This window comes from Shewanella sp. S23-S33, assembly GCF_043359565.1.
GTDB classification, from domain to species: Bacteria; Pseudomonadota; Gammaproteobacteria; order Enterobacterales; family Shewanellaceae; genus Shewanella; species Shewanella oncorhynchi.
The window spans coordinates 63113-81766 of the sequence record NZ_JBHFFD010000012.1 but is presented as its reverse complement, the minus strand read 5'-3'; the positions used below and the strand labels follow the sequence as shown (position 1 = coordinate 81766).

General features: G+C 45.9%; 12 protein-coding genes. 6 read left to right on the top strand and 6 right to left on the bottom strand.

Annotation, left to right across the window (positions count from 1 at the left end):
* Positions 1–97: 97 nt before the first annotated feature.
* Entirely contained in the window at positions 98–2953 is a 2856-nt protein-coding gene (gene glnE, locus ACHA99_RS02980; RefSeq protein WP_219251962.1) for a bifunctional [glutamate--ammonia ligase]-adenylyl-L-tyrosine phosphorylase/[glutamate--ammonia-ligase] adenylyltransferase, read from the top strand.
* Between the two features lie 104 nt (positions 2954–3057).
* On the top strand, positions 3058–4029 hold the full coding sequence (locus ACHA99_RS02975) for a diguanylate cyclase domain-containing protein (protein ID WP_393940957.1): 972 nt from the start codon (positions 3058–3060) through the stop codon (positions 4027–4029).
* Between the two features lie 77 nt (positions 4030–4106).
* Here the strand turns inward: ACHA99_RS02975 and ACHA99_RS02970 are convergent, their stop codons facing one another.
* A complete protein-coding gene (locus tag ACHA99_RS02970; RefSeq protein ID WP_219251964.1) occupies positions 4107–5066 on the bottom strand; it encodes a sodium-dependent bicarbonate transport family permease in 960 nt (319 codons plus the stop codon).
* Between the two features lie 138 nt (positions 5067–5204).
* Between ACHA99_RS02970 and ACHA99_RS02965 the strand changes: the two genes are divergently transcribed.
* Positions 5205–6203: a LysR family transcriptional regulator gene (locus ACHA99_RS02965; protein WP_173242949.1), complete on the top strand. Its 999-nt coding sequence runs from the start codon at positions 5205–5207 to the stop codon at positions 6201–6203.
* A 123-nt stretch (positions 6204–6326) separates the two neighbouring features.
* On the opposite strand, the gene ACHA99_RS02960 is transcribed toward ACHA99_RS02965, so the two are convergent.
* Both ACHA99_RS02960 and zapE read right to left on the bottom strand, forming a co-directional pair.
* The gene (locus ACHA99_RS02960; RefSeq protein ID WP_173242952.1) at positions 6327–7952 is read right to left on the bottom strand and encodes a methyl-accepting chemotaxis protein; all 1626 of its coding nucleotides are present in this window, start codon (positions 7950–7952) and stop codon (positions 6327–6329) included.
* A gap of 581 nt (positions 7953–8533) precedes the next feature.
* Entirely contained in the window at positions 8534–9820 is a 1287-nt protein-coding gene (gene zapE / locus ACHA99_RS02955) for a cell division protein ZapE (protein ID WP_393940954.1), read from the bottom strand.
* A gap of 281 nt (positions 9821–10101) precedes the next feature.
* Here zapE and ACHA99_RS02950 point away from each other — a divergent pair, with 281 nt between their 5' ends.
* Positions 10102–10899, top strand: coding sequence for a polymer-forming cytoskeletal protein (locus ACHA99_RS02950; protein WP_393941040.1), 798 nt, complete (start codon positions 10102–10104; stop codon positions 10897–10899).
* 44 nt (positions 10900–10943) lie between these two features.
* On the opposite strand, the gene ACHA99_RS02945 is transcribed toward ACHA99_RS02950, so the two are convergent.
* Positions 10944–12509, bottom strand: coding sequence for a M16 family metallopeptidase (locus ACHA99_RS02945; RefSeq protein WP_393940952.1), 1566 nt, complete (start codon positions 12507–12509; stop codon positions 10944–10946).
* A complete protein-coding gene (locus ACHA99_RS02940; RefSeq protein ID WP_393940950.1) occupies positions 12506–13924 on the bottom strand; it encodes a M16 family metallopeptidase in 1419 nt (472 codons plus the stop codon). Before ACHA99_RS02940 ends, ACHA99_RS02945 begins: the two co-directional genes overlap by 4 nt.
* A 216-nt stretch (positions 13925–14140) precedes the next feature.
* On the opposite strand from ACHA99_RS02940, the gene ACHA99_RS02935 reads away from it, so the two are divergent.
* A complete protein-coding gene (locus ACHA99_RS02935) occupies positions 14141–14968 on the top strand; it encodes a M14 family metallocarboxypeptidase (RefSeq protein WP_105251567.1) in 828 nt (275 codons plus the stop codon).
* A gap of 92 nt (positions 14969–15060) precedes the next feature.
* Here the strand turns inward: ACHA99_RS02935 and ACHA99_RS02930 are convergent, their stop codons facing one another.
* Positions 15061–15975 carry a L,D-transpeptidase family protein gene (locus ACHA99_RS02930; RefSeq protein ID WP_105251568.1) on the bottom strand — a complete coding sequence of 305 codons (915 nt, stop codon included), beginning with the start codon at positions 15973–15975 and terminating at the stop codon, positions 15061–15063.
* Between the two features lie 886 nt (positions 15976–16861).
* On the opposite strand from ACHA99_RS02930, the gene ACHA99_RS02925 reads away from it, so the two are divergent.
* Positions 16862–18592 carry a potassium/proton antiporter gene (locus tag ACHA99_RS02925; protein WP_131524280.1) on the top strand — a complete coding sequence of 577 codons (1731 nt, stop codon included), beginning with the start codon at positions 16862–16864 and terminating at the stop codon, positions 18590–18592.
* Positions 18593–18654: the final 62 nt, after the last annotated feature.

Sequence of the window (18654 nt, the reverse complement as noted above, 5' to 3'; positions counted from 1 at the left end):
AGGTAGCTGCAAGTCTCGTCGAACATAACATGATGTGGCGTCAATCTATATCATTTACGACATAATATGTCGATAGCTAAATTTGTTAGGGATTATTATGACCATGCAAAAAGACAGTAATAAGTCATTGTCTATTCTTATTAATCAAACCGCTGAACGCAATTGGCTGCGATTAGAGGAAGCATGGTCCGAAGGACTTGCGCAATTAACGCCTGCTCAGCAGCAAGAACTCAAAACGGTTTTGGGACTCAGTGATTATGTGACGGCTCAACTATGCCGACATCCCGAGTGGATCGCTATGCTGTTTGCGGGTGAGTTAAGCCTGATTGATCGTAAAAACTTTGATGTTGATTTACATGAAGAACTGGCTAGCACGACCACTGAGGAGATGGCTAAAACCACCCTGCGACGGTTTCGTAACTATCAAATGGTGCGTTTAGCTTGGCGTGACTTTTTAGACTATGCCAGTTTAGAGGAATCCTTGCTTGATCTGTCGGCGCTCGCCGAAGCGTTAGTGATCTGCGCCCGCGATTGGCTCTATAAAGATATGTGCGCTCAATATGGCACGCCTATGGACAAAGAAGGGAATCCGCAACCGCTACTGATTTTAGGCATGGGTAAGTTAGGCGGCCGCGAGCTTAATTTCTCCTCCGATATCGATTTGATTTTCACGTTTCCTGAGCATGGCGAAACCGTCGGCGGTCGTCGCAGTTTAGACAATCAACAATTCTTTATCCGCATGGGGCAAAGGTTAGTGAACTTGCTCGATCAAGTCACCGTCGATGGTTTCGTGTTCCGCGTGGATATGCGTTTGCGTCCCTACGGTGAAAGTGGCCCCTTGGTGGTGAGTTTTAGCGGTCTTGAGGATTATTACCAAGAACAAGGACGAGACTGGGAGCGTTATGCCATGGTCAAGGCGCGTGCGCTCGGGCCTTGGAACCATTTCTCCGATGAACTACACAGCCTCCTGAGACCCTTTGTGTATCGCCGTTATATCGACTTTTCGGCAATTGAATCCTTGCGGAAAATGAAGCAACTCATCGCGCAAGAAGTGCGGCGCCGTCATTTGACCGACAATATTAAACTCGGTGCAGGCGGTATTCGTGAGGTCGAGTTCGTGGTGCAAAGTTTTCAATTGATCCGTGGCGGCCGTGAGCCTGCGTTGCGTCAGCAGAGTTTATTCGGTGCTATCGATACGCTTTACAGCTTAGGGCAGTTTGAATATTTGGCGGTGGATGAGCTTAAACACAGTTATTTACTGCTGCGCCGGGTTGAGAATCTGCTGCAAGCCATTGACGATAAACAAACCCAAACCTTACCGAATAATCCATTGGATTGGGCTCGATTGTGCCATGTACTCGATATGGCTAATGAGGTTGATTTACGCACTCATATTGAAGCGGCAATGAGCAAAATCCATCGTCATTTTAAAGCCACAGTGGGCGGCGAAGAAGGCGAAGAAAAAGCTGAACATTGGACGACGCAGCTGTGGAACATGCAAGACCTTGATGATGGGATCGCGTTGTTGGCCGAACAGCAAATTGATGATGACAAGCTGTGCCCTATGCTCAGCAGTTGGCGCGAAACAGTGACTAAGCGTTCGATTGGTCCACGCGGGCGAGAAACCTTAGATAAATTAATGCCAAGATTATTGGAAGAATTGATTAATCAACAGAGTCCATCGTCAGCTTTTGAGCCCGTGTCTAAGGTGCTGGAGCAGATTTTAACTCGCACCACTTACCTTGAGCTTTTGTGTGAAAACCCTGGTGCGCGGCAGCAGTTAGTGAGCTTGTGTTGCGCCAGTCCTTGGATTGCCGCGCAGTTGGCTAAATTCCCCATGTTGCTCGATGAGCTTATCGATCCGTCGCAGCTCTATGACACGACCTCCATCGACGATTATCCGAGCGAGCTGCGTCAGTACATGATGCGCGTGCCCGAGGATGATATGGAGCAGCAAATGGAAGCGCTGCGACAATTTAAGCTTTCACAACAACTTAAAATCGCCGCAGCCGATGTCACGGGTGTTTTACCCGTGATGCAAGTGAGCGATCACTTAACTTTTTTAGCCGAAGCTATTATCGAACAAGTGGTGATGCAGGCGTGGCAACAGGTTTCAGTGCGCCACGGCGTGCCCGCACACCTTGAGGGCAGTGACACAGGCTTTGCCGTTGTCGGTTATGGCAAGCTCGGCGGGATTGAATTGGGTTACGGCTCCGATCTCGATTTAGTTTTCTTGTGTGAAAATAAAACAGAGAACGGCCTGACCAATGGTGATCGCCCGATTGAAGTTGGTCATTTTTACCTCAAACTCGCCCAGCGCATTCTGCATTTATTCTCGACTCGCACCACTTCGGGGGAGTTGTATGAAGTGGATATGCGCCTGCGTCCTTCTGGCGCCTCGGGTTTGATGGTCAGTGAGATTGAGCGTTTTGGCGAATACCAAGCTAATGAGGCGTGGACTTGGGAACATCAAGCTTTAGTTCGCTCGCGTTTTGTTTTTGGCGACAATAGTTTAGCGGTTAAATTCAGTCATATTCGCGCTTCAGTATTGGAAAAACCCCGTGATAAAGCTGAGCTGCAAAAAGCGGTACGTGAGATGCGTCAGAAGATGCGCGATCACTTGCTTAAAGTCAGTGATGGCATGTTTGATTTAAAGCAGAGTCCAGGCGGGATTGCCGATATTGAGTTTATTGCCCAGTACTTAGTGCTGGCTAATGCTCACGAGTATCCAGAGCTAACGATTTGGTCTGACAATGTGCGGATTTTTGGTGTGTTAGCTGAGCTTGAACTTTTGCCAATGATGAGTGCCCAGCATTTAACTCAGACATATTGCTTACTACGGGATGAAAATCATCGACTGACTCTGCAACAAAAGGCGGGGCAGTTACCAGTGTCAGAGGTAGAAGACCATGCTGAGCGGGTGTTAAACATTTATCGTGCTGTGCTCGAATAGTGCAGTCTTTAAGGGGATTAAGGCTGATACGAATTTCAGCCTTAACACCGCAAGAATACACCATTTAGGCTAGAGTTTAATGAGAGCAGTTAGCTGAGAGTGCCATGCAATTACCTACAATTCCTGAAAACGAGCTGCAACGCTTGGCTACGTTACGGGCACTTAATGTGCTCGACACCGATGCCGAGGAACGTTTCGATCGTATTACTCGGCTTACGCGCAGAATTTTCTCCTTGCCCATCTGTGTTGTGACCTTAGTAGATGCCGATCGGCAATGGTTTAAATCCCGTCAAGGATTGGAGGTGACTGAAACACCTCGGGAAATTTCATTTTGTGGACATGCGATCAATCATGACGGCATTTTCATCGTGAACGACGCCCTCAAAGATCCCCGCTTTAGTGACAATCCTCTGGTGACTGAGCAGCCGCATATTCGCTTTTACGCCGGCTATCCCCTCACCATTCACGAGCAATATCGGGTGGGTACTTTGTGTTTAATCGGTACTGAACCGCGGGATTTTACGGCTGAAGACATTGAAACCTTAACGGATTTAGGACAAATGGTAGAGGCTGAATTACTCTCTATCGCGCAAAATACCTTAGATCCCTTGACGGCTATTTCGAATCGACGTGGTTTTGAATTACTGGCCCATCAGTCACTGGCGAGTTGTCGACGTACCGAATCTGAGGCGGCCTTAGTATTCTTCGATCTCGACTTTTTTAAGGAAGTGAATGACAGCTTTGGTCATCGCAAGGGCGATCAGGTGTTATATGATTTTGCCCATATCTTAATGACTGCTTTTAGGGAGTCGGATGTGATCGCAAGGCTTGGCGGTGATGAGTTTGTGGTGTTATTAAGTTTTGTGCATAGAGATACAGTCAATCGGGTCATCGAGCGTTTTAAGCAGTTACTTGATCAATATAATCAACAGCATCCTAAGCAACATAGATTGGCGACCAGCATAGGTATCGCCCATTGGACACCGGATTCGGATATGAGCTTAGAGGATCTGTTAGATTCCGCCGATAAAGCCATGTATCAGGATAAAGCCACACATCACAGTGATGCATCTTAAATTGTTTACGCTTATGCCAATGAAAAGGGAGACAATAATGCCTCCCTTTTCATTGGACTTTATTCGGCGAAGAAGTACTAAGCTGTAATGAGCGTTACCCAATGTTGATATAAGGGTAAGCCAATTAACACGTTAACCGGAAACGTAATGCCGAGTGAGGCCAGCATAGCCAGCCCTATATTGGCTTCGGGGATTGCGGCACGAATGGCCGCTGGCGCTGCGATATAAGATGCGCTGGCACTTAATGCCGCTAACACTAAAATGCTGCCTGAAGGTAAGTCCAGCCAAACACCTACACCAATACCACACCAAGCCAATACAAAGGGCGCTACGGCGGCAAACATTAATAACCGCCATTGTTTAAGTGGTAGCGGCAAACACACTTTGGCCGTTACTAAGCCCATTTCCAGTAAAAATAATGCCAGTAAGGTTTTGAATCCGCCTAGTAGCACAGGTGTAAGCGGCGCAAGTCCCGTTGGGCCGTAAAGCCAACCTATCACCACACCGCCAAGGAGTAATACAACGCCACGACTGGTTAAGGCTTCGTGCAACACGCTTGATTGAGTTTCATTTTTGGGTGATGTTTCAATTGCTTTTTTGGCACTTAAGTATCTGTGTAACCAGAGCATTACGACAATAGCAGGTAGTTCCAGCAGAACGAGATACAGGGTCGTTTCTGGCCTTAAGATCAGCCCAGATTTTTCAACCATAGCCATCACCACCGCAAAGGTTCCCGCACTGACGGAGCCGTAATGGGCGGCAATACTAATGGCATCGGTATGGCCAATGCGAACCAGCCGGGTTAGTACAGGGTATAAGGCCAAGGGGATAATCAAACCTAAGGCAACAACCGTTAACAGCTCAGTGAACACTAAGTTTTGAGTGTGACCGTGGAGCGCCATTCCGCCCTTTAAACCTAAGGTAAGCATTAACAGTATGGATAGGGTTTCGTAGATCGCGGGTGGGACTTTAAGATCTGACTTCACTAGGCCAGCTAACAGGCCTAAGGCGAAAAAGGCAATGACAATATCTGGCATAAGTATCTCATTAAGTTTGACTTTTAAGCGGTTCAAAACGCGCTTGCTTGTCGAGTGATCCTGATGGCTGGTGATTTTGGACCTAATTAGTTATATTGAAAAATAAATTGTTTACCACCTAGGTATAGATAATTATCTATGGATAAGCGTTCGTCATCGACTCAGCTTAAATTGCGGCATTTGAGTTTTCGGTTACTACAGGTGTATGTGCAAGTGGTGCGGTTAGGTAATATTTCCGCAGCGGCGAGGGCATTGCATTTAACTCAACCCACAGTGTCATTACAGCTTAAAAAACTGGCCGATGTGTTGGGCGAGCCATTACTCGAGAGTCGTGATGGCCGCATGTTACCGACCTTGATTGGTAATGAGTTGTACCGCGCAGCCTGCGATACCTTGAGTCGTTTTGAGGATTTCGATGCTTTTATGCAGCAGGCTAAAGGTGGCAGTGTCGGTCACATTAATATCGGTATTGTCACTACCGCAAAATACGTGTTACCACGGATTTTAGGGGCATTTTATCGGCAGTTTCCACAGGTTAAAGTGACCTTAAACATTGGTAACCGTGCCCATGTATTAGGCCGATTTGAACGTCAAGAAGATGATTTATACCTGTTCAGTCATCCTCCAAGTGGCGATAACGTGTTATCTGCACGCATCATTAAAAATCCGCTGCAACTGATTGCACCAAAGGAGCATTGGGCAGTGGGTCGTGAACAAGTGAATTTTAACGAGCTTAAGAATGAGCGTTTTATCGTGCGCGAACCGGGGTCAGCCACCCGCTTAATGTTCGAGTCTTGGTGCAGCGGACAAGGCATCACGCTCGGTGATACTATGCAAATCGAGAGTAATGAGGCGATACGCTTGAGCGTCGCGTCGGGCTTAGGTTTGTCGGTGATTTCGGCGCATACCTTGCAAGAAGGGCGCGAAAAACCTGCAATTCTAACTGTTACGGGGTTTCCGCTCGAAAGTAACTGGTATCTAGTTGGCCGTAAAGATCGCCGTTTGCCCTATGCCGCCATGCAACTGGTGGACTTTATGGCGGCGCATTTGGTCGAGTGTATCGAGCCAGAATGGGTTGCCACTGATATCAGTGAATTGGCTATGCACTTTAATCATGCACCGCAAACTCGGTCCTAGCACTCTTGAGTCTTGCTTGTATTATGGAAGCTTTATTAAACTAGATCATAGCGTTATGCATTGAGGGTAACGGTTGAACACATCTTGCGCCATTACCCTCAGATTCCATTATAAAGCGATACTCTAGACTTTAAATCGCGTCAGTAGATTGTTCAGTTCAACGGCGAGTCTTGATAGTTCATGTGCCGAGGCACTGGTTTGCTGTGCCCCCGCAGCACTTTGGCTGGCAAGATCACTAATATTCACAATGTTTTTATCGACCTCACGTGCGACTTTCGCTTGCTCTTCGGCGGCGCTTGCGATGACCATGTTGCTGTTATTCATCGTACTGATTTGGCGATTAATCGTGTTTAATGCATCCCCTGCCAATCTTGCGACTGAGAGTGCCTGTTCAGCCTTTTGGCCGCTGTGCTGCATTGATTGCACAGCCGTTTCGGTACCGTGCTGGATTTTGTTAATCATGTCTTCAATTTCACGGGTCGAGGACTGAGTGCGATGGGCTAGGGCGCGAACTTCATCAGCAACAACCGCAAAACCACGGCCTGTATCGCCCGCTCGCGCCGCTTCAATGGCTGCGTTTAAGGCCAGTAAATTTGTTTGCTCAGCAATGGCGCGGATCACATCGAGAACTTTACCTATATCCCTCGCTTGAATCGCTAAGGTTTGAACAACCTGTGAACTTTGTGTCACATCCTGATTCATGTCGATAATGGCTGCGACTGTCTGATCTACCTGTTTTTTACCTAATTCGGTACTGCGGGCGGTTTCTTCAGAGGCTTCTGAAGCGAGCACCGCCGTATTGGCCACTTCATCTACTGCCGAACTCATTTCGGTAATCGCAGTTGCCGCTTGCTGTATTTCATCATTTTGTTGCTGTATGCCGCGGGAAGCATCTTCAGTGACTGAATTGAGTTCTTCGGCGGCGGAGGCGAGCTGGCTAGAGGAGTTTGCTATATGGGATAAAGTGTCGCGCAGGTTTTGCTGCATTTCAGCTAATGATTGCATCAGTTGACTGGTTTCATCTTTACCCACAGTGCTGATTTTCTGTGTTAAATCCCCCCTTGCGACTGCTACTGAAATGCCTACAGCTTCCTTCATTGGCTGCACGATACTGCGAGTTAAAAATATTGCCACTACAAATGCAGCGATTAAGGAGCCCACTATCATAATGCTGTTTAGCCATTTACTCTCGTCGTAGGCTTGTGCAGTTATTTGACCTTGTTCCTTTGCATATTCAGTATTCAAGCTGCCAATGCTAATGAGCGTCTTTGTCATTTTTTCGGCTTGCACTATCATGACATCATCCATGATCCGTTTAGCTTCGGCTGCATCATTCGCCTGTAGCTTGCTGATCATCTCATCTTGATGCTTTAAATATAGATCAAGGCTGCCACTAAATTCTTGATAAAGCTCCTGCTCACCTGGCAGGCTAATTAAAGGCTCATAGTTTTTTTGATCCGTTTTAATACTCTGGCGGATTTGCCTTAATGTATCGAGTCCTTTGTTAAGTTCTGCTGCCGAATTTGCTAATAACAGGCGAAATGTAAACACCCTAGCGCGCATCACATTGAGGTTGATGCTCGACAGACTGACCAGCGTAGGTAGGGTATTATCTTCAATTTCTTCTGCAGTGGATCGCATGGATGACATCGTCTGTAATGACATGATTCCTTGAAGTAGCAACACAAGAGCAAGTAATCCAAACGCAGCAATTAATCGTGAGCCAATCTTAAATTGTCGTAACCACATAAGTTAATCGTCCCTGTATTTAAAAGAGTTCCGTTTAAGGCTGTTCTTAATATTTTCTAGCGAATACTTCGAACTAAGTGTCATGGCGCTTATTCAGAATCATGAGTCTTTAGTTGATTGCATAAACTATAGATTATATTTTTGAGCTTTTATGTTGCAGGTTGTAAATTTGATCGATTTAAACCTATAGGCTGTAAATTAGAACAATTGAAACTAAGTTACACCGTACCTTAAAACTCAAGGTTAGCAACAGCTAGAAGCAAATTGAACGTAATGAGTCATTTAGTTGTGTGGATTGAATCGATTATGGCAGATGGATTTTCTACTTTATGTATTTGATTTTTAATTATTATAATGTTTTTTCTGTACTAGTTTGTCTATGATTGCAGATTTTCAATTTAGGTACTTATTCATCTTTCTAGGCTTGTATCTGCAAATAGCGTATTTGACTTGTTATATTCTGAATGCATGAATTATCTTGTCACTAATTGTTCCTCGAATTTTTATCGTGATGGCTAACTTCTTGCTTATCAATATTAGGGTTTTGGTCTAACTCAACAGAGCGATAAATCGCTAATGTTTTACGGCCATTCACTTCGACTCATTGCTATTAATCGACTGTAGGTGCGGCGGAATTCAAAACTGAGTGCGCCACCTTGATAGAGTTCATTCAGTGGCACGTCGCAGCTGAGATATAAGCTGACATTTTGATCGTATAACTCATCAATCAAGCTAATAAAGCGCCGTGCTGGGTCGTCGTTGGCCGCATAGGAGAGTTTGCGCTCGCCCGTGGCTGCGGCTTGGTTATCACCTGTACCGTCCTCTGTGCCGCGGGCACGGATCCAGCTTTTCACTTCGCCACCTAATTTGGGAACGCCGCTTACCATTAAGATCTTAAATCGACTGGCGATTTCGATGTAATCGAGTTGGGATCTCGGGCCGTCACATAGGGCATAAAAATCGAACCAAGCGACTGAGTTGCCTGTTGGTGCTATAGCGGCGCGGATCACTGGAATTTCACGGTTGCAGATGGTGAGGCTAGTATTACTCATTCTGCTATCACTAATGCCAATAGCGCTCATATTGGGTGTATTTGGCGTTAACCTATTCACTAGCTTGTCAAAAATCTGCTCAAAATCGAGTGTTCCGGTAATGCCGATATTGCGGGAAATCGAGGCGTTAACTTCAGCGCTATCAATGTCAATCTCGTTGTTTAATGAAGCATTGATGGCGTGCATCCTATGGTCTTGGTTGCCATTGAGATGCAGCATTTGAGTGTGTGTTTGCAGCAGTTGGATGCAAGGTAAAAATCTGTGCCTAGCTAGGCCGTTCTCATATAAGCGCTCAATAGGAATATTTGAGGTGGCGACCAGCACCACACCTTGTTTGAATAGGCATTCAAAGAGCCCTGCGAGTATCATGGCATCGCCAATGTCCGAGACAAAAAACTCATCGAAACACAGCACCTTGCACTCTTTTGCGAGATTTTTAGCAATGAGAGTTAACGGATCTCGTTTACCCGAATGTTCGCGTAATGCTTGGTGTATCCGTGCCATAAATCGGTGAAAATGCAGTCTTAACTTACCTTCACTCGGCAAGCAATCGAAAAACAAATCCATCAGAAACGTTTTGCCCCGACCCACATCGCCCCACAGATACAAACCTTTGATTGCTTGTTTGTTGATAAGGGGAAAGTGTGCTGAATGTGGCTGTAGCATCAACTGCTTAAATAGCACATCGAGCGCCAACACCGCCTGTTGCTGCGCGGGATCGTCAATGAGATCTATGCTCACCTTGGCGCGATACGCTTCAAGTGGTGTCACGATTGGGGTTATCGATTGCGAGCTAGCGGAGTTTGAATGTGCCATGTCGGGGTCTCGTTGGCGGTTTGTTTTCGGTGTTTGCTGCTAGTGTGTTCTTTAGCTTTGTTTTAGTGCGATATCAGTACTCACCTTTTTGAGGCATCCTGTTACTCATATTCAGGTACTCGGGAGCCATATGGCAAGATGCGCAGGGTAACATAGTCGCTGACGTGACTTAAGTCCCGCTCTGAGGCTTAGGTTAAATACTAAGCGAAACCAGTGCTTTATTCTCGAGGACTTTTACCATAACATCTTTGTCACAAAAATAATGATATGGAATGAATCCTATGGCGAGTAAGGGCAATGGCATTACGGTTATCAGTGCACAAACCTTGATTGAGGGTGACATTCAGTTAGAGAGCGCGGCATTCATTGCGGGTAAATTGCAGGGCAATATTAGATCAGCAGGACAAATTAAGATCGAACTTGGCGGCGAAATCTCTGGTGAAGTCAGTTGTCATAAGCTGCGTGTTTGCGGCGTGTTTCGCGGAAGAGTCTGTTGTAATAAGTTGATTATTACCAGTTCTGGTGTGGTTGACGGTGAAGTCGCCAGTCATCAGATGGAGATTTACGAAGGCGGGCAGTTTATGGGTCAGCGTATTAAAGGTCCTGAACTCGATGCCTTGCCGGACATGCTAAAAGCACTCGCGCCAATAGATCAACGCTCGGATGCGCATTTATATGCCAGTGAAAACACTTTACTAAGAGGTGATCATCTGGCGATTCGCCCTTGGCTGTATGTTGCAGTGGCAACTGTCGTCATAGCGTTAGGTTTTAGTTTTGGACCCGAGCAATTGCGTGAGTGGTTACCGAATCTTAGTGACAGCACGTTGAAAACTGAGGTGTCTCCGGCAATCGAGGGGCTTAAGGCCGTAAATGGTATGGCTCCTGATCAACCTGCTACGCCAAATAGCGCGAATGCCGACAATATGGCGGTGTTACCGGCAGAAGATCCTGATCCGCAGGCCATACAGCAGGATTCGGCGATGGAAGATTTGCAACAAATGGAACAAGGCCATGAACAGATGACGCAGGGTGATAATGGCGCACCGCCTGCCAGCGACAGTGCGACCAATAAGCTCTAATCTGTCGATCGCGCATTTGAATCTTTTAGAAGGATTATTTGGCTTTAGTTGTCAGTTAGGCCAACCTTAACCCTTTCAAACTGCCACTCTGGTAGCTTAGTTTTTAAGTCAGGAAGAATTCGATCAACATCGCCCCGCAAGATAATCAATGGTTCACCGCTAAACGCCCCGTTGGCTAACTGCTGCAGCCTTTCGGGCGTTAGAGCTTGCAACTCTGCATTCAGCTTTTGCACATCAACTTGAGTTAATCCTGTCGCGACTTGGTGGATATATTGGTTTTCACGTTGAATGCTGTTGTCTTGGCTGAGCAAATCTTCACCGATCAAATAGGTTTTAAGTGCATCGATTTCACCTTGGCTAGCACCTTGCGTCTTAACGAGTGCGAGGTGATCGAGTATGCCCACCACAAACGCGCCCGTATGTTCTATGGCTGTACTGCCGTAAAATTTGATACTGCTGGACAGCGGTGCATTGGCGCACTGGCCATAAATTCCATAGGTGAGGCCGCGTTTTTCCCGTAAATCATAGTAGAGTCTGCCCGAAAAACTGCGGCCCATGAGTGCGGATAAACTGCGACAGCTTAAGGCGACTTCCTGTGGGTTCAGTAGCTGCTGAGTTGATGCATCACTTAGGACATGATCTATGGCATAGCCTAGGCGGACTTGGGTTTGCACGCTGCCCGGCGCATCAATAAGGTAAATTCTCTTGATTTGCAGAGGCTTTACTGTCTCTAGTTTATCCACTTTCGGCCCTGAATTAGGCAATATTGGCCACAGTTTAAGGCTAGCTTGAAGGTTAAATTTAGCGTTATTTGCCAAAGAGTTGGGTAGAAAAAGATGCCACTGTGCTTGTGTTACCGCCTGCTGTTGGATTTGTTGCAGTTGCCTTAGGCTGAGCGAATCGAACAATGCATTATTATTGATCACTCTATTGTAGGGATGTTCAGGGCCGAGCAGTTTTTCGCGCCACTCTTTATCTATCTCGGCGCCACTAAAGGCGTTTAAGTGTTCATTGAGCTTGAGTTGACGGCGAATATTGTCGACATCGACGGGGGCGGTTGTCGCATCAACAAAGGCATCTGGCTGCCAAAATTGCAGTAGTAAGCCGTAGATATGGTTAACATCGTCGGGGCAAGTGAGGCTTAAATTAATGCTGTGCAAGCTGACACGCATATTGAAAGTCTCAAGACAGGGATCTGCGCGGCTAATGGCAAGTGCGCGGGCCTTTTCTTGAAAGGCAATCTGTAAAATATCGGGATTATTGAAGGGAACTTGCGGGCTCACAGCCGCTAAACTGACCCTGTTGCTCACACTGTTATTCATTTGAACTGAGGCAAGGCGATGTAACTGATAGGGTAAATCCAATTCGGTATGGACTTCATCGGTAAAAATTTCATCCGTTACGGGGATAATGACGCTGCTTTTGGGTAAATGATTGTTCAAAGAGCTAGGCAAAGAATGGGCTAAAGAGTTTGGCGTTTCAAAATGGGCCAAACTCGGCGGTTCGCTCGGCGTGAAGACGATTTGCGTCTGCTGGCAGGCGTTTAGTGATAAAGCCACAGCGCAGAACATTAAGCCTTGTAGCTGCTTTGACATTGTCTGAGTCGTCATAATACCGCATCCTCTAAACTGTCACTCATATCGTTAGGCAGCCATTCCAGTAGCGTTTTACCCCAGCGAATATACCAAGGTGGCAGTAGGTCGACTCGGACATAATCTTGGTTAAAATACCGTTTTGCGACGCTTTGGATATCGTCGGCCGTGACTGCGTTGATCCGTTGCCACTGCGCAGTGAAGGGATGGTCTTTATCTTGAGCCGACGTTGCGGAAAGCTTGATGGCTAAGGCCTGCGTGTCATCCAGTTGTTGTAATTGATTGTTTAACCACACTTGTTTAAGTGTGCAAAGACTTGCTTCATCCAGAGCATCTTGCTGCGTTTGTGCCACAAGTCCCAACACTTTTTGCACTAAGGCATCGAGTGAGGTCCGTGCCCGTGGAACCAAGACGATATTTGCTATGCCGTGATTTTCTAACTCAAAGGGCAGGGAATAGCTGAGCATTTGTTCGGGATTATGCAGACTGAGTTTAGCGAGTGCACTGGCGGTGTTTTGAAATAAATAGCCTTCTAGCAGCCGAATTGCCGCAGCATCGGGGTGATCTTTACCTACTGTATGCCAAGCGAGCAGTAATCCGGGCCAAGGTCCGCGCTCATCCACTAACTCAGCATGTACTTGTTTAGGCTGGATTGTTAACTCAGAAAATTCAGGTTCAGCAATCGTTGGCCTAGACCAAGCCGCAAAATTTTGCTCAATCCATTGTCGGGTTTGTGGGCTTAGTTTGCCGACAAGGGAAAGCTGCATCGCATCGGGACGATAATAATCACGGTGAAAGGCCGTTAGGTTTTCTGGCGTGGCTTGCAAGATATCTTCGCGGCTGCCAATAATACCGTGACCGTAGGGAGTACCTTTTACTTGCTCGAGTAAAAACACCATCGCGCTGCGGATATAGGGCTGATTATCTATGGTTTGTGCCATTTCCTGCAGTACGGTTTCCTGCTGATTTTTAACCGTAGTGGCGTTAAGGCTAGGGCGGATAAAGCGATCGGCTTCGAGATATAAGCCCAGTTCTAATGCTTGGTTTGGCAGCGTCACATAGTAGTTGGTGTAGTCAAAATGCGTGCTGGCATTAAAACGTGCACCTAAAGCACTGAACTGCTGAGCATAGGTATCGCCGGGGGCATTTTCACTCCCTTTAAACAACATGTGCTCAAACAGATGGGCGTAACCGCTCTGACCTTGGGCTTCGTTGCGGGCGCCTAAATTAAATTGGCTGGCGACTGTGACTGTTTGTTTATCTGCCATGGGCAGTAATCGCACTGTTAGGCCATTTTGTAGCGTATAGGTCTCTATATTCGCTTCGAGCGCATATAAGGCTTGTGCATCTTGCTCGGCGCGACATTGGGCCTGTAGCGTATAACTGAAAACACTGGCCGAAAGGGCGATAAAAAAGGTGATTTGAGTGTTCATAAGTGCGTCCTGCCGAGCTTATTTTTTAATTTGTTAAATGCCTTACTCAAGCTGGATACCATTAACGACAGGCAATTGATACATTTGCAGGTATCGATACAGATTGCACCACTGTCGACGACTGCTCGGATTTCATCGAAATCAGTTGAATAGCATTCAGTTTTTGAAAAGAACTGCTATGATGGCACAGTTCTTTTTCTGGCATAAGTACAAGATATGGTAAGCAGATCTCCGTTCGAATCCTTTCAGTGGAAAAGCGATATTTTTAACTGTGAAAGCACTGATATTGATAATTTCTATCTGCTGCTTGAGCAGGAAATGACCCGTTTGGGCATGGTTGAGAAAACATTGGGTGAAGTGGGTAAATACGATGTTAGCTTGTATCAGTCACCGGCCGCTAAGTCAGGCTTACCTTCTTTATTGATCAGCACAGGATTTCATGGCGAAGAATCTGCTGGCCCATGGGGTTTGTTGCATTTTTTGAGTGAAGCTTCAGCAGACCTATTTGAACGGGTGAACTTGAGTTTATTGCCTCTCGTCAATCCTACTGGATTCAGTCGTGGTCATAGATTTAATAAATACGGCGAAAATCCAAATCGTGGTTTTGTATTTGAGAACGGTAAACCTAAAGCGAATGAACATACATCGGTTGAAGGTAAGCTATTGTTAGAGCACGCACAGTTACTGCTTGCTGCGAGCCGAGACGGTATTTTAACTTGCCATGAAGATGTCTTGAGTCGTGAAGCCTATGTGTATTCTTTTGAGCCAAGCCAAGTGCCTGGACGTTTTAGTCTCGATCTACGCGATACTTTAGGTGGTTATTTCCCGATTGCGGTAGACGGTGAGATTGATGGGTGTCCTGTTAAGGATGGTTTGATCTTCAATCATTTTGATACGTCTTTTGAAGCTTGTTTAGTACGAAGTGGTGCTCGTGTCGGTGCTTGTACTGAAACGCCTGCGTTGCAAAACTTCGATCAACGCGTATTAGCAAACAGTGCCGCTATGACTCACTTCTTGGCCCTGTGTGCACCTTTATGTGATTGATATGTTAGTCTATTACGTTAGTGAGTAGCCTGACATGACAAAAAAATACCCGCAGATTGCGGGTATTTTTTTAGGTGGTATTCGCCAGTGAATTATTGATTAATTCGCATTGGCACACCAGTACGTTCATCGAGTAGCTTCTTGATCACAGAAGAATCAGTGTCAGCTTTAGCGATAAACTTAGCGATCTCTTTTGGCAGTGATATCGCAACGGGCTCATTTGATTCAAACTCCGCCACAGTGCGAGACAATGGTTGATGTACGGCTAAGTAGCGTTTACCGTCTGGCTCTTCGGTTGCTTTAATCGGCTGGTTCACAAATTGTACCCGAGTTCCCACTGGTACAGTCTTGAATAGATGCTCGATATCTTCATGGCGTAAACGCACACAACCTTGGCTCACACGTAAACCAATACCGAAACTCGCGTTAGTACCGTGAATTGCATACAAGTTGCCGATATACAGCGCATACAGTCCCATAGGGTTATCTGGACCGGCTGGCCATACCGCTGGCAGGATTTCACCTTTAGCAGCATATTCTTTACGAATGCGCGGTGTGGGTGTCCAAGTTGGATTCGCACGCTTGCGTTGTACAGTGGTCACCCAGTTTTCTGGTGTGTCTTTACCAATTTGGCCAATACCAATAGGCAACACTTCAACAGTCTTTTTGCCTTTTGGATAGTAATACAACCGCATTTCAGCCACGTTGATCACTATGCCTTCACGGGGAGCGTTTGGCAGGATCAATTGCAATGGAATGATCAGTTGGCTACCTGGTTTTGGCAGAAATGGATCCACACCTGGGTTAGCTTCGAGTAAGTTACTGAGACCAAGCTGGTATTTGGCTGCGATATCTTCGAGAGTGTGTTTACCCTCTGGAACCGTATAATACTGGTTCTCGCCAATTAGCCTGCTTTGGGCGGCTGGTAAAGGATATTCCGTTGCTAAAGCGGACAGACTAGGGAAAACCAAAGTCAATAATAAAGCTGTGGTGCGAAGCATACTCATAAGCGGATACTACGATTCCTGTTAATAAAAAAGCGTGTTTAACGCAGCTTTCTCTCTTAAAACGAGAGCGGCAATTTGACGAGCAAAATGCACTGGCGCGCGAAGCTCGCATCCTTCCTTATTTTGGACATTATTTCAACTGAAATATGATCAGTACGGCGTATTTATCGCTTAATTTTTTGTTTTAACGGTTTTCCTTGGCGGCGTCAATTGTCAGTATTTAGTCTTGTCGTTAAAACCTGCTGTACTCAATTGTCTTGTGTATGCCTTCCTGCTTGATGAAAAATATTTGTAGTGTTAACCAATCTAAAACGTGTCTGTTTGAATGGCGAGCATGTATGGCGTTACTGGAACTGAATTGATTTGTTTTGGGAAAACAGTGTGTGGTCCTTTTCTGACAAGGCTATTGCTCATCGGATAAAGTGAGTTTAAATCATCTCATTGGCAAATAAATGGAGTTAAAACAATTAGCTTAAGGATAATGGTCAAATATTCACCCTTTACACGACATTATTTTATCTGACACTAAATTGGCTATGATACCGTTAGTTTATACAGGTTTGTGAGCTGAGTTTTGCTTGAATGATTTGAGTTTACGTTCAGTTTGTTATTTTTAACTATTTGATATTTATTTATTTTAATGCTTATTAAGTCGTGTGGTGATGTTCTGCTATCCTTTAGGTTTTACGTTAGCCTTTATCTAAAGGTTAATATAAAGTTGGTTTTATGACATTTTTTATGTAGATGATTGAAATTTAATATTTAACGCTCCAATAATTCGATATTTTTGTGCTAATATAAAATCATAAAATTGTGAGTTGAGTCATTTTTAACCTCGGTGATTTGTCTATCGTTTAACTAAACAACCTGTATTAAGGAGGCGTTTGTGGATGCAGATTCCATCAATAGTTTTTTTCTGATTGGCGCCTTGCTTACAGCAGTGAGTGTTTTACTTAGTCCTATGTCTTCCCGTTTGGGCATCCCTATTTTATTGATTTTCCTCGCTGTGGGTATTTTGGCTGGCGAAGATGGCGTTGGTGGAATCCAGTTTGATGATTATTCAACTTCCTATTTAGTCAGTAACTTAGCCTTAGCGATTATTTTACTCGATGGCGGTATGCGCACCCGCGTTGCCAGTTTTAGGGTGGCGCTATGGCCTGCATTATCGTTGGCGACCTTTGGCGTTGCCATTACGACCAGTATTACCGGCATGATGGCCGCATGGTTGTTCGACTTGCATTGGTTGCAAGGTTTGCTGGTGGGCGCGATTGTGGGCTCGACCGATGCCGCTGCGGTATTTTCCCTGCTTAAAGGGCGTAGCCTTAACGAGCGGGTTGGTGCGACCTTAGAAATTGAGTCCGGCAGTAACGATCCTATGGCGGTATTTTTAACCGTAACCTTGATTGCCATTCTTGCCAATGTCGACAGTGAGTTGTCCTTCAGCTTTATGCTTATTAGCTTTATTAAGCAATTTGGTCTGGGGATCTGTTTAGGTTTAGGCGGCGGCTGGATGCTGTGGAAGCTCGTTAATTTAAGCAAGTTAGCTGATGGTCTGTACTCTATTTTAGTTTTAAGCGGTGGTCTGATTATTTATGCTGCGTCCAACAAACTGGGTGGTAGCGGTATTTTGTCGATTTACTTAGTGGGTCTGTTCCTCGGCAATAAGCCAACCCGTGGCCGTCATGCGATTTTGAACGTACTGGATGGTATGACTTGGGTCAGTCAAATCGGCATGTTCCTCGTATTAGGGTTATTGCTTACCCCTTCAGATTTAGTCGATATCATGATCCCAGGTTTTGCTCTGGCATTCGGAATGATTTTATTTGCTCGCCCTGTCGCCGTATGGATCAGTCTATTGCCCTTTAAGAGCTTTAGCAGTCGCGACCGCTGGTTTATTTCTTGGGTGGGGTTACGCGGCGCTGTGCCTATCATCTTAGCAGTATTCCCTATGATGGCGGGCTTACCGGGTGCTCAGTTGTACTTCAACTTAGCCTTCTTCGTTGTATTAGTGTCGTTGCTGGTTCAAGGTGCATCTTTGACCACTGCAGCGCGTTTAGCTAAGGTGGAACTGCCCCCAAAGCCGTTACCCGTTTCGCGCTCGGGAGTTGAAATTTACCCGAGCAGCGAATGGGAAGTGTTTGTCTATCGTTTGAGTGAAAGTAAGTGGTGTATTGGTGAGCCGCTAAAGCGCTTGGCTATGCCAGATGGGACACGGATTGCGGCGGTATTTAGGGATGACACTTTGCTGCATCCATCGGGTAGCACTCGTCTCGAGGCGGGCGATATACTCTGTGTGCTGGGTCAGGAGAAAAGTTTAGAAGCCTTGAGTAACCTCTTTAGCCAAGCGCCAGAAAATAAAGAAGTACAACGATTCTTCGGTGATTTCTTTATTGAAACAGACGTTAAGCTTGCGGATCTCGCGCCTATTTATGGTTTAAGTTTAGATAATCTCGCTGATGATATGACAGTCGCAGACCTTGTGGTATCTCAGCTTGGCGCCAATCCTGTACTTGGAGATCAGTTCCACTGGCAGTCGTTGCATTGGGTGGTGGCGGGGCTGTATGAAGGTAAAGTCACTAACGTAGGTATTCGTTTACCTACTGAGAATGCGCTCTAATCCTATGTGCTAGATGGTCCTTACTATCGAAAGTCACCATAAAAAATGCCAGCTTATTTGCT

Coding starts and splice junctions, on each gene's coding strand:
- ACHA99_RS02970 (WP_219251964.1), bottom strand. CDS start 5,066: ATGCCAGATATTGTCATTGCCTTTTTCGCCTTAGGCCTGTTAGCTGGC.
- ACHA99_RS02950 (WP_393941040.1), top strand. CDS start 10,102: ATGGCGAGTAAGGGCAATGGCATTACGGTTATCAGTGCACAAACCTTG.
- ACHA99_RS02965 (WP_173242949.1), top strand. CDS start 5,205: ATGGATAAGCGTTCGTCATCGACTCAGCTTAAATTGCGGCATTTGAGT.
- zapE (WP_393940954.1), bottom strand. CDS start 9,820: ATGGCACATTCAAACTCCGCTAGCTCGCAATCGATAACCCCAATCGTG.
- ACHA99_RS02960 (WP_173242952.1), bottom strand. CDS start 7,952: ATGTGGTTACGACAATTTAAGATTGGCTCACGATTAATTGCTGCGTTT.
- glnE (WP_219251962.1), top strand. CDS start 98: ATGACCATGCAAAAAGACAGTAATAAGTCATTGTCTATTCTTATTAAT.
- ACHA99_RS02935 (WP_105251567.1), top strand. CDS start 14,141: ATGGTAAGCAGATCTCCGTTCGAATCCTTTCAGTGGAAAAGCGATATT.
- ACHA99_RS02940 (WP_393940950.1), bottom strand. CDS start 13,924: ATGAACACTCAAATCACCTTTTTTATCGCCCTTTCGGCCAGTGTTTTC.
- ACHA99_RS02945 (WP_393940952.1), bottom strand. CDS start 12,509: ATGACGACTCAGACAATGTCAAAGCAGCTACAAGGCTTAATGTTCTGC.
- ACHA99_RS02930 (WP_105251568.1), bottom strand. CDS start 15,975: ATGAGTATGCTTCGCACCACAGCTTTATTATTGACTTTGGTTTTCCCT.
- ACHA99_RS02975 (WP_393940957.1), top strand. CDS start 3,058: ATGCAATTACCTACAATTCCTGAAAACGAGCTGCAACGCTTGGCTACG.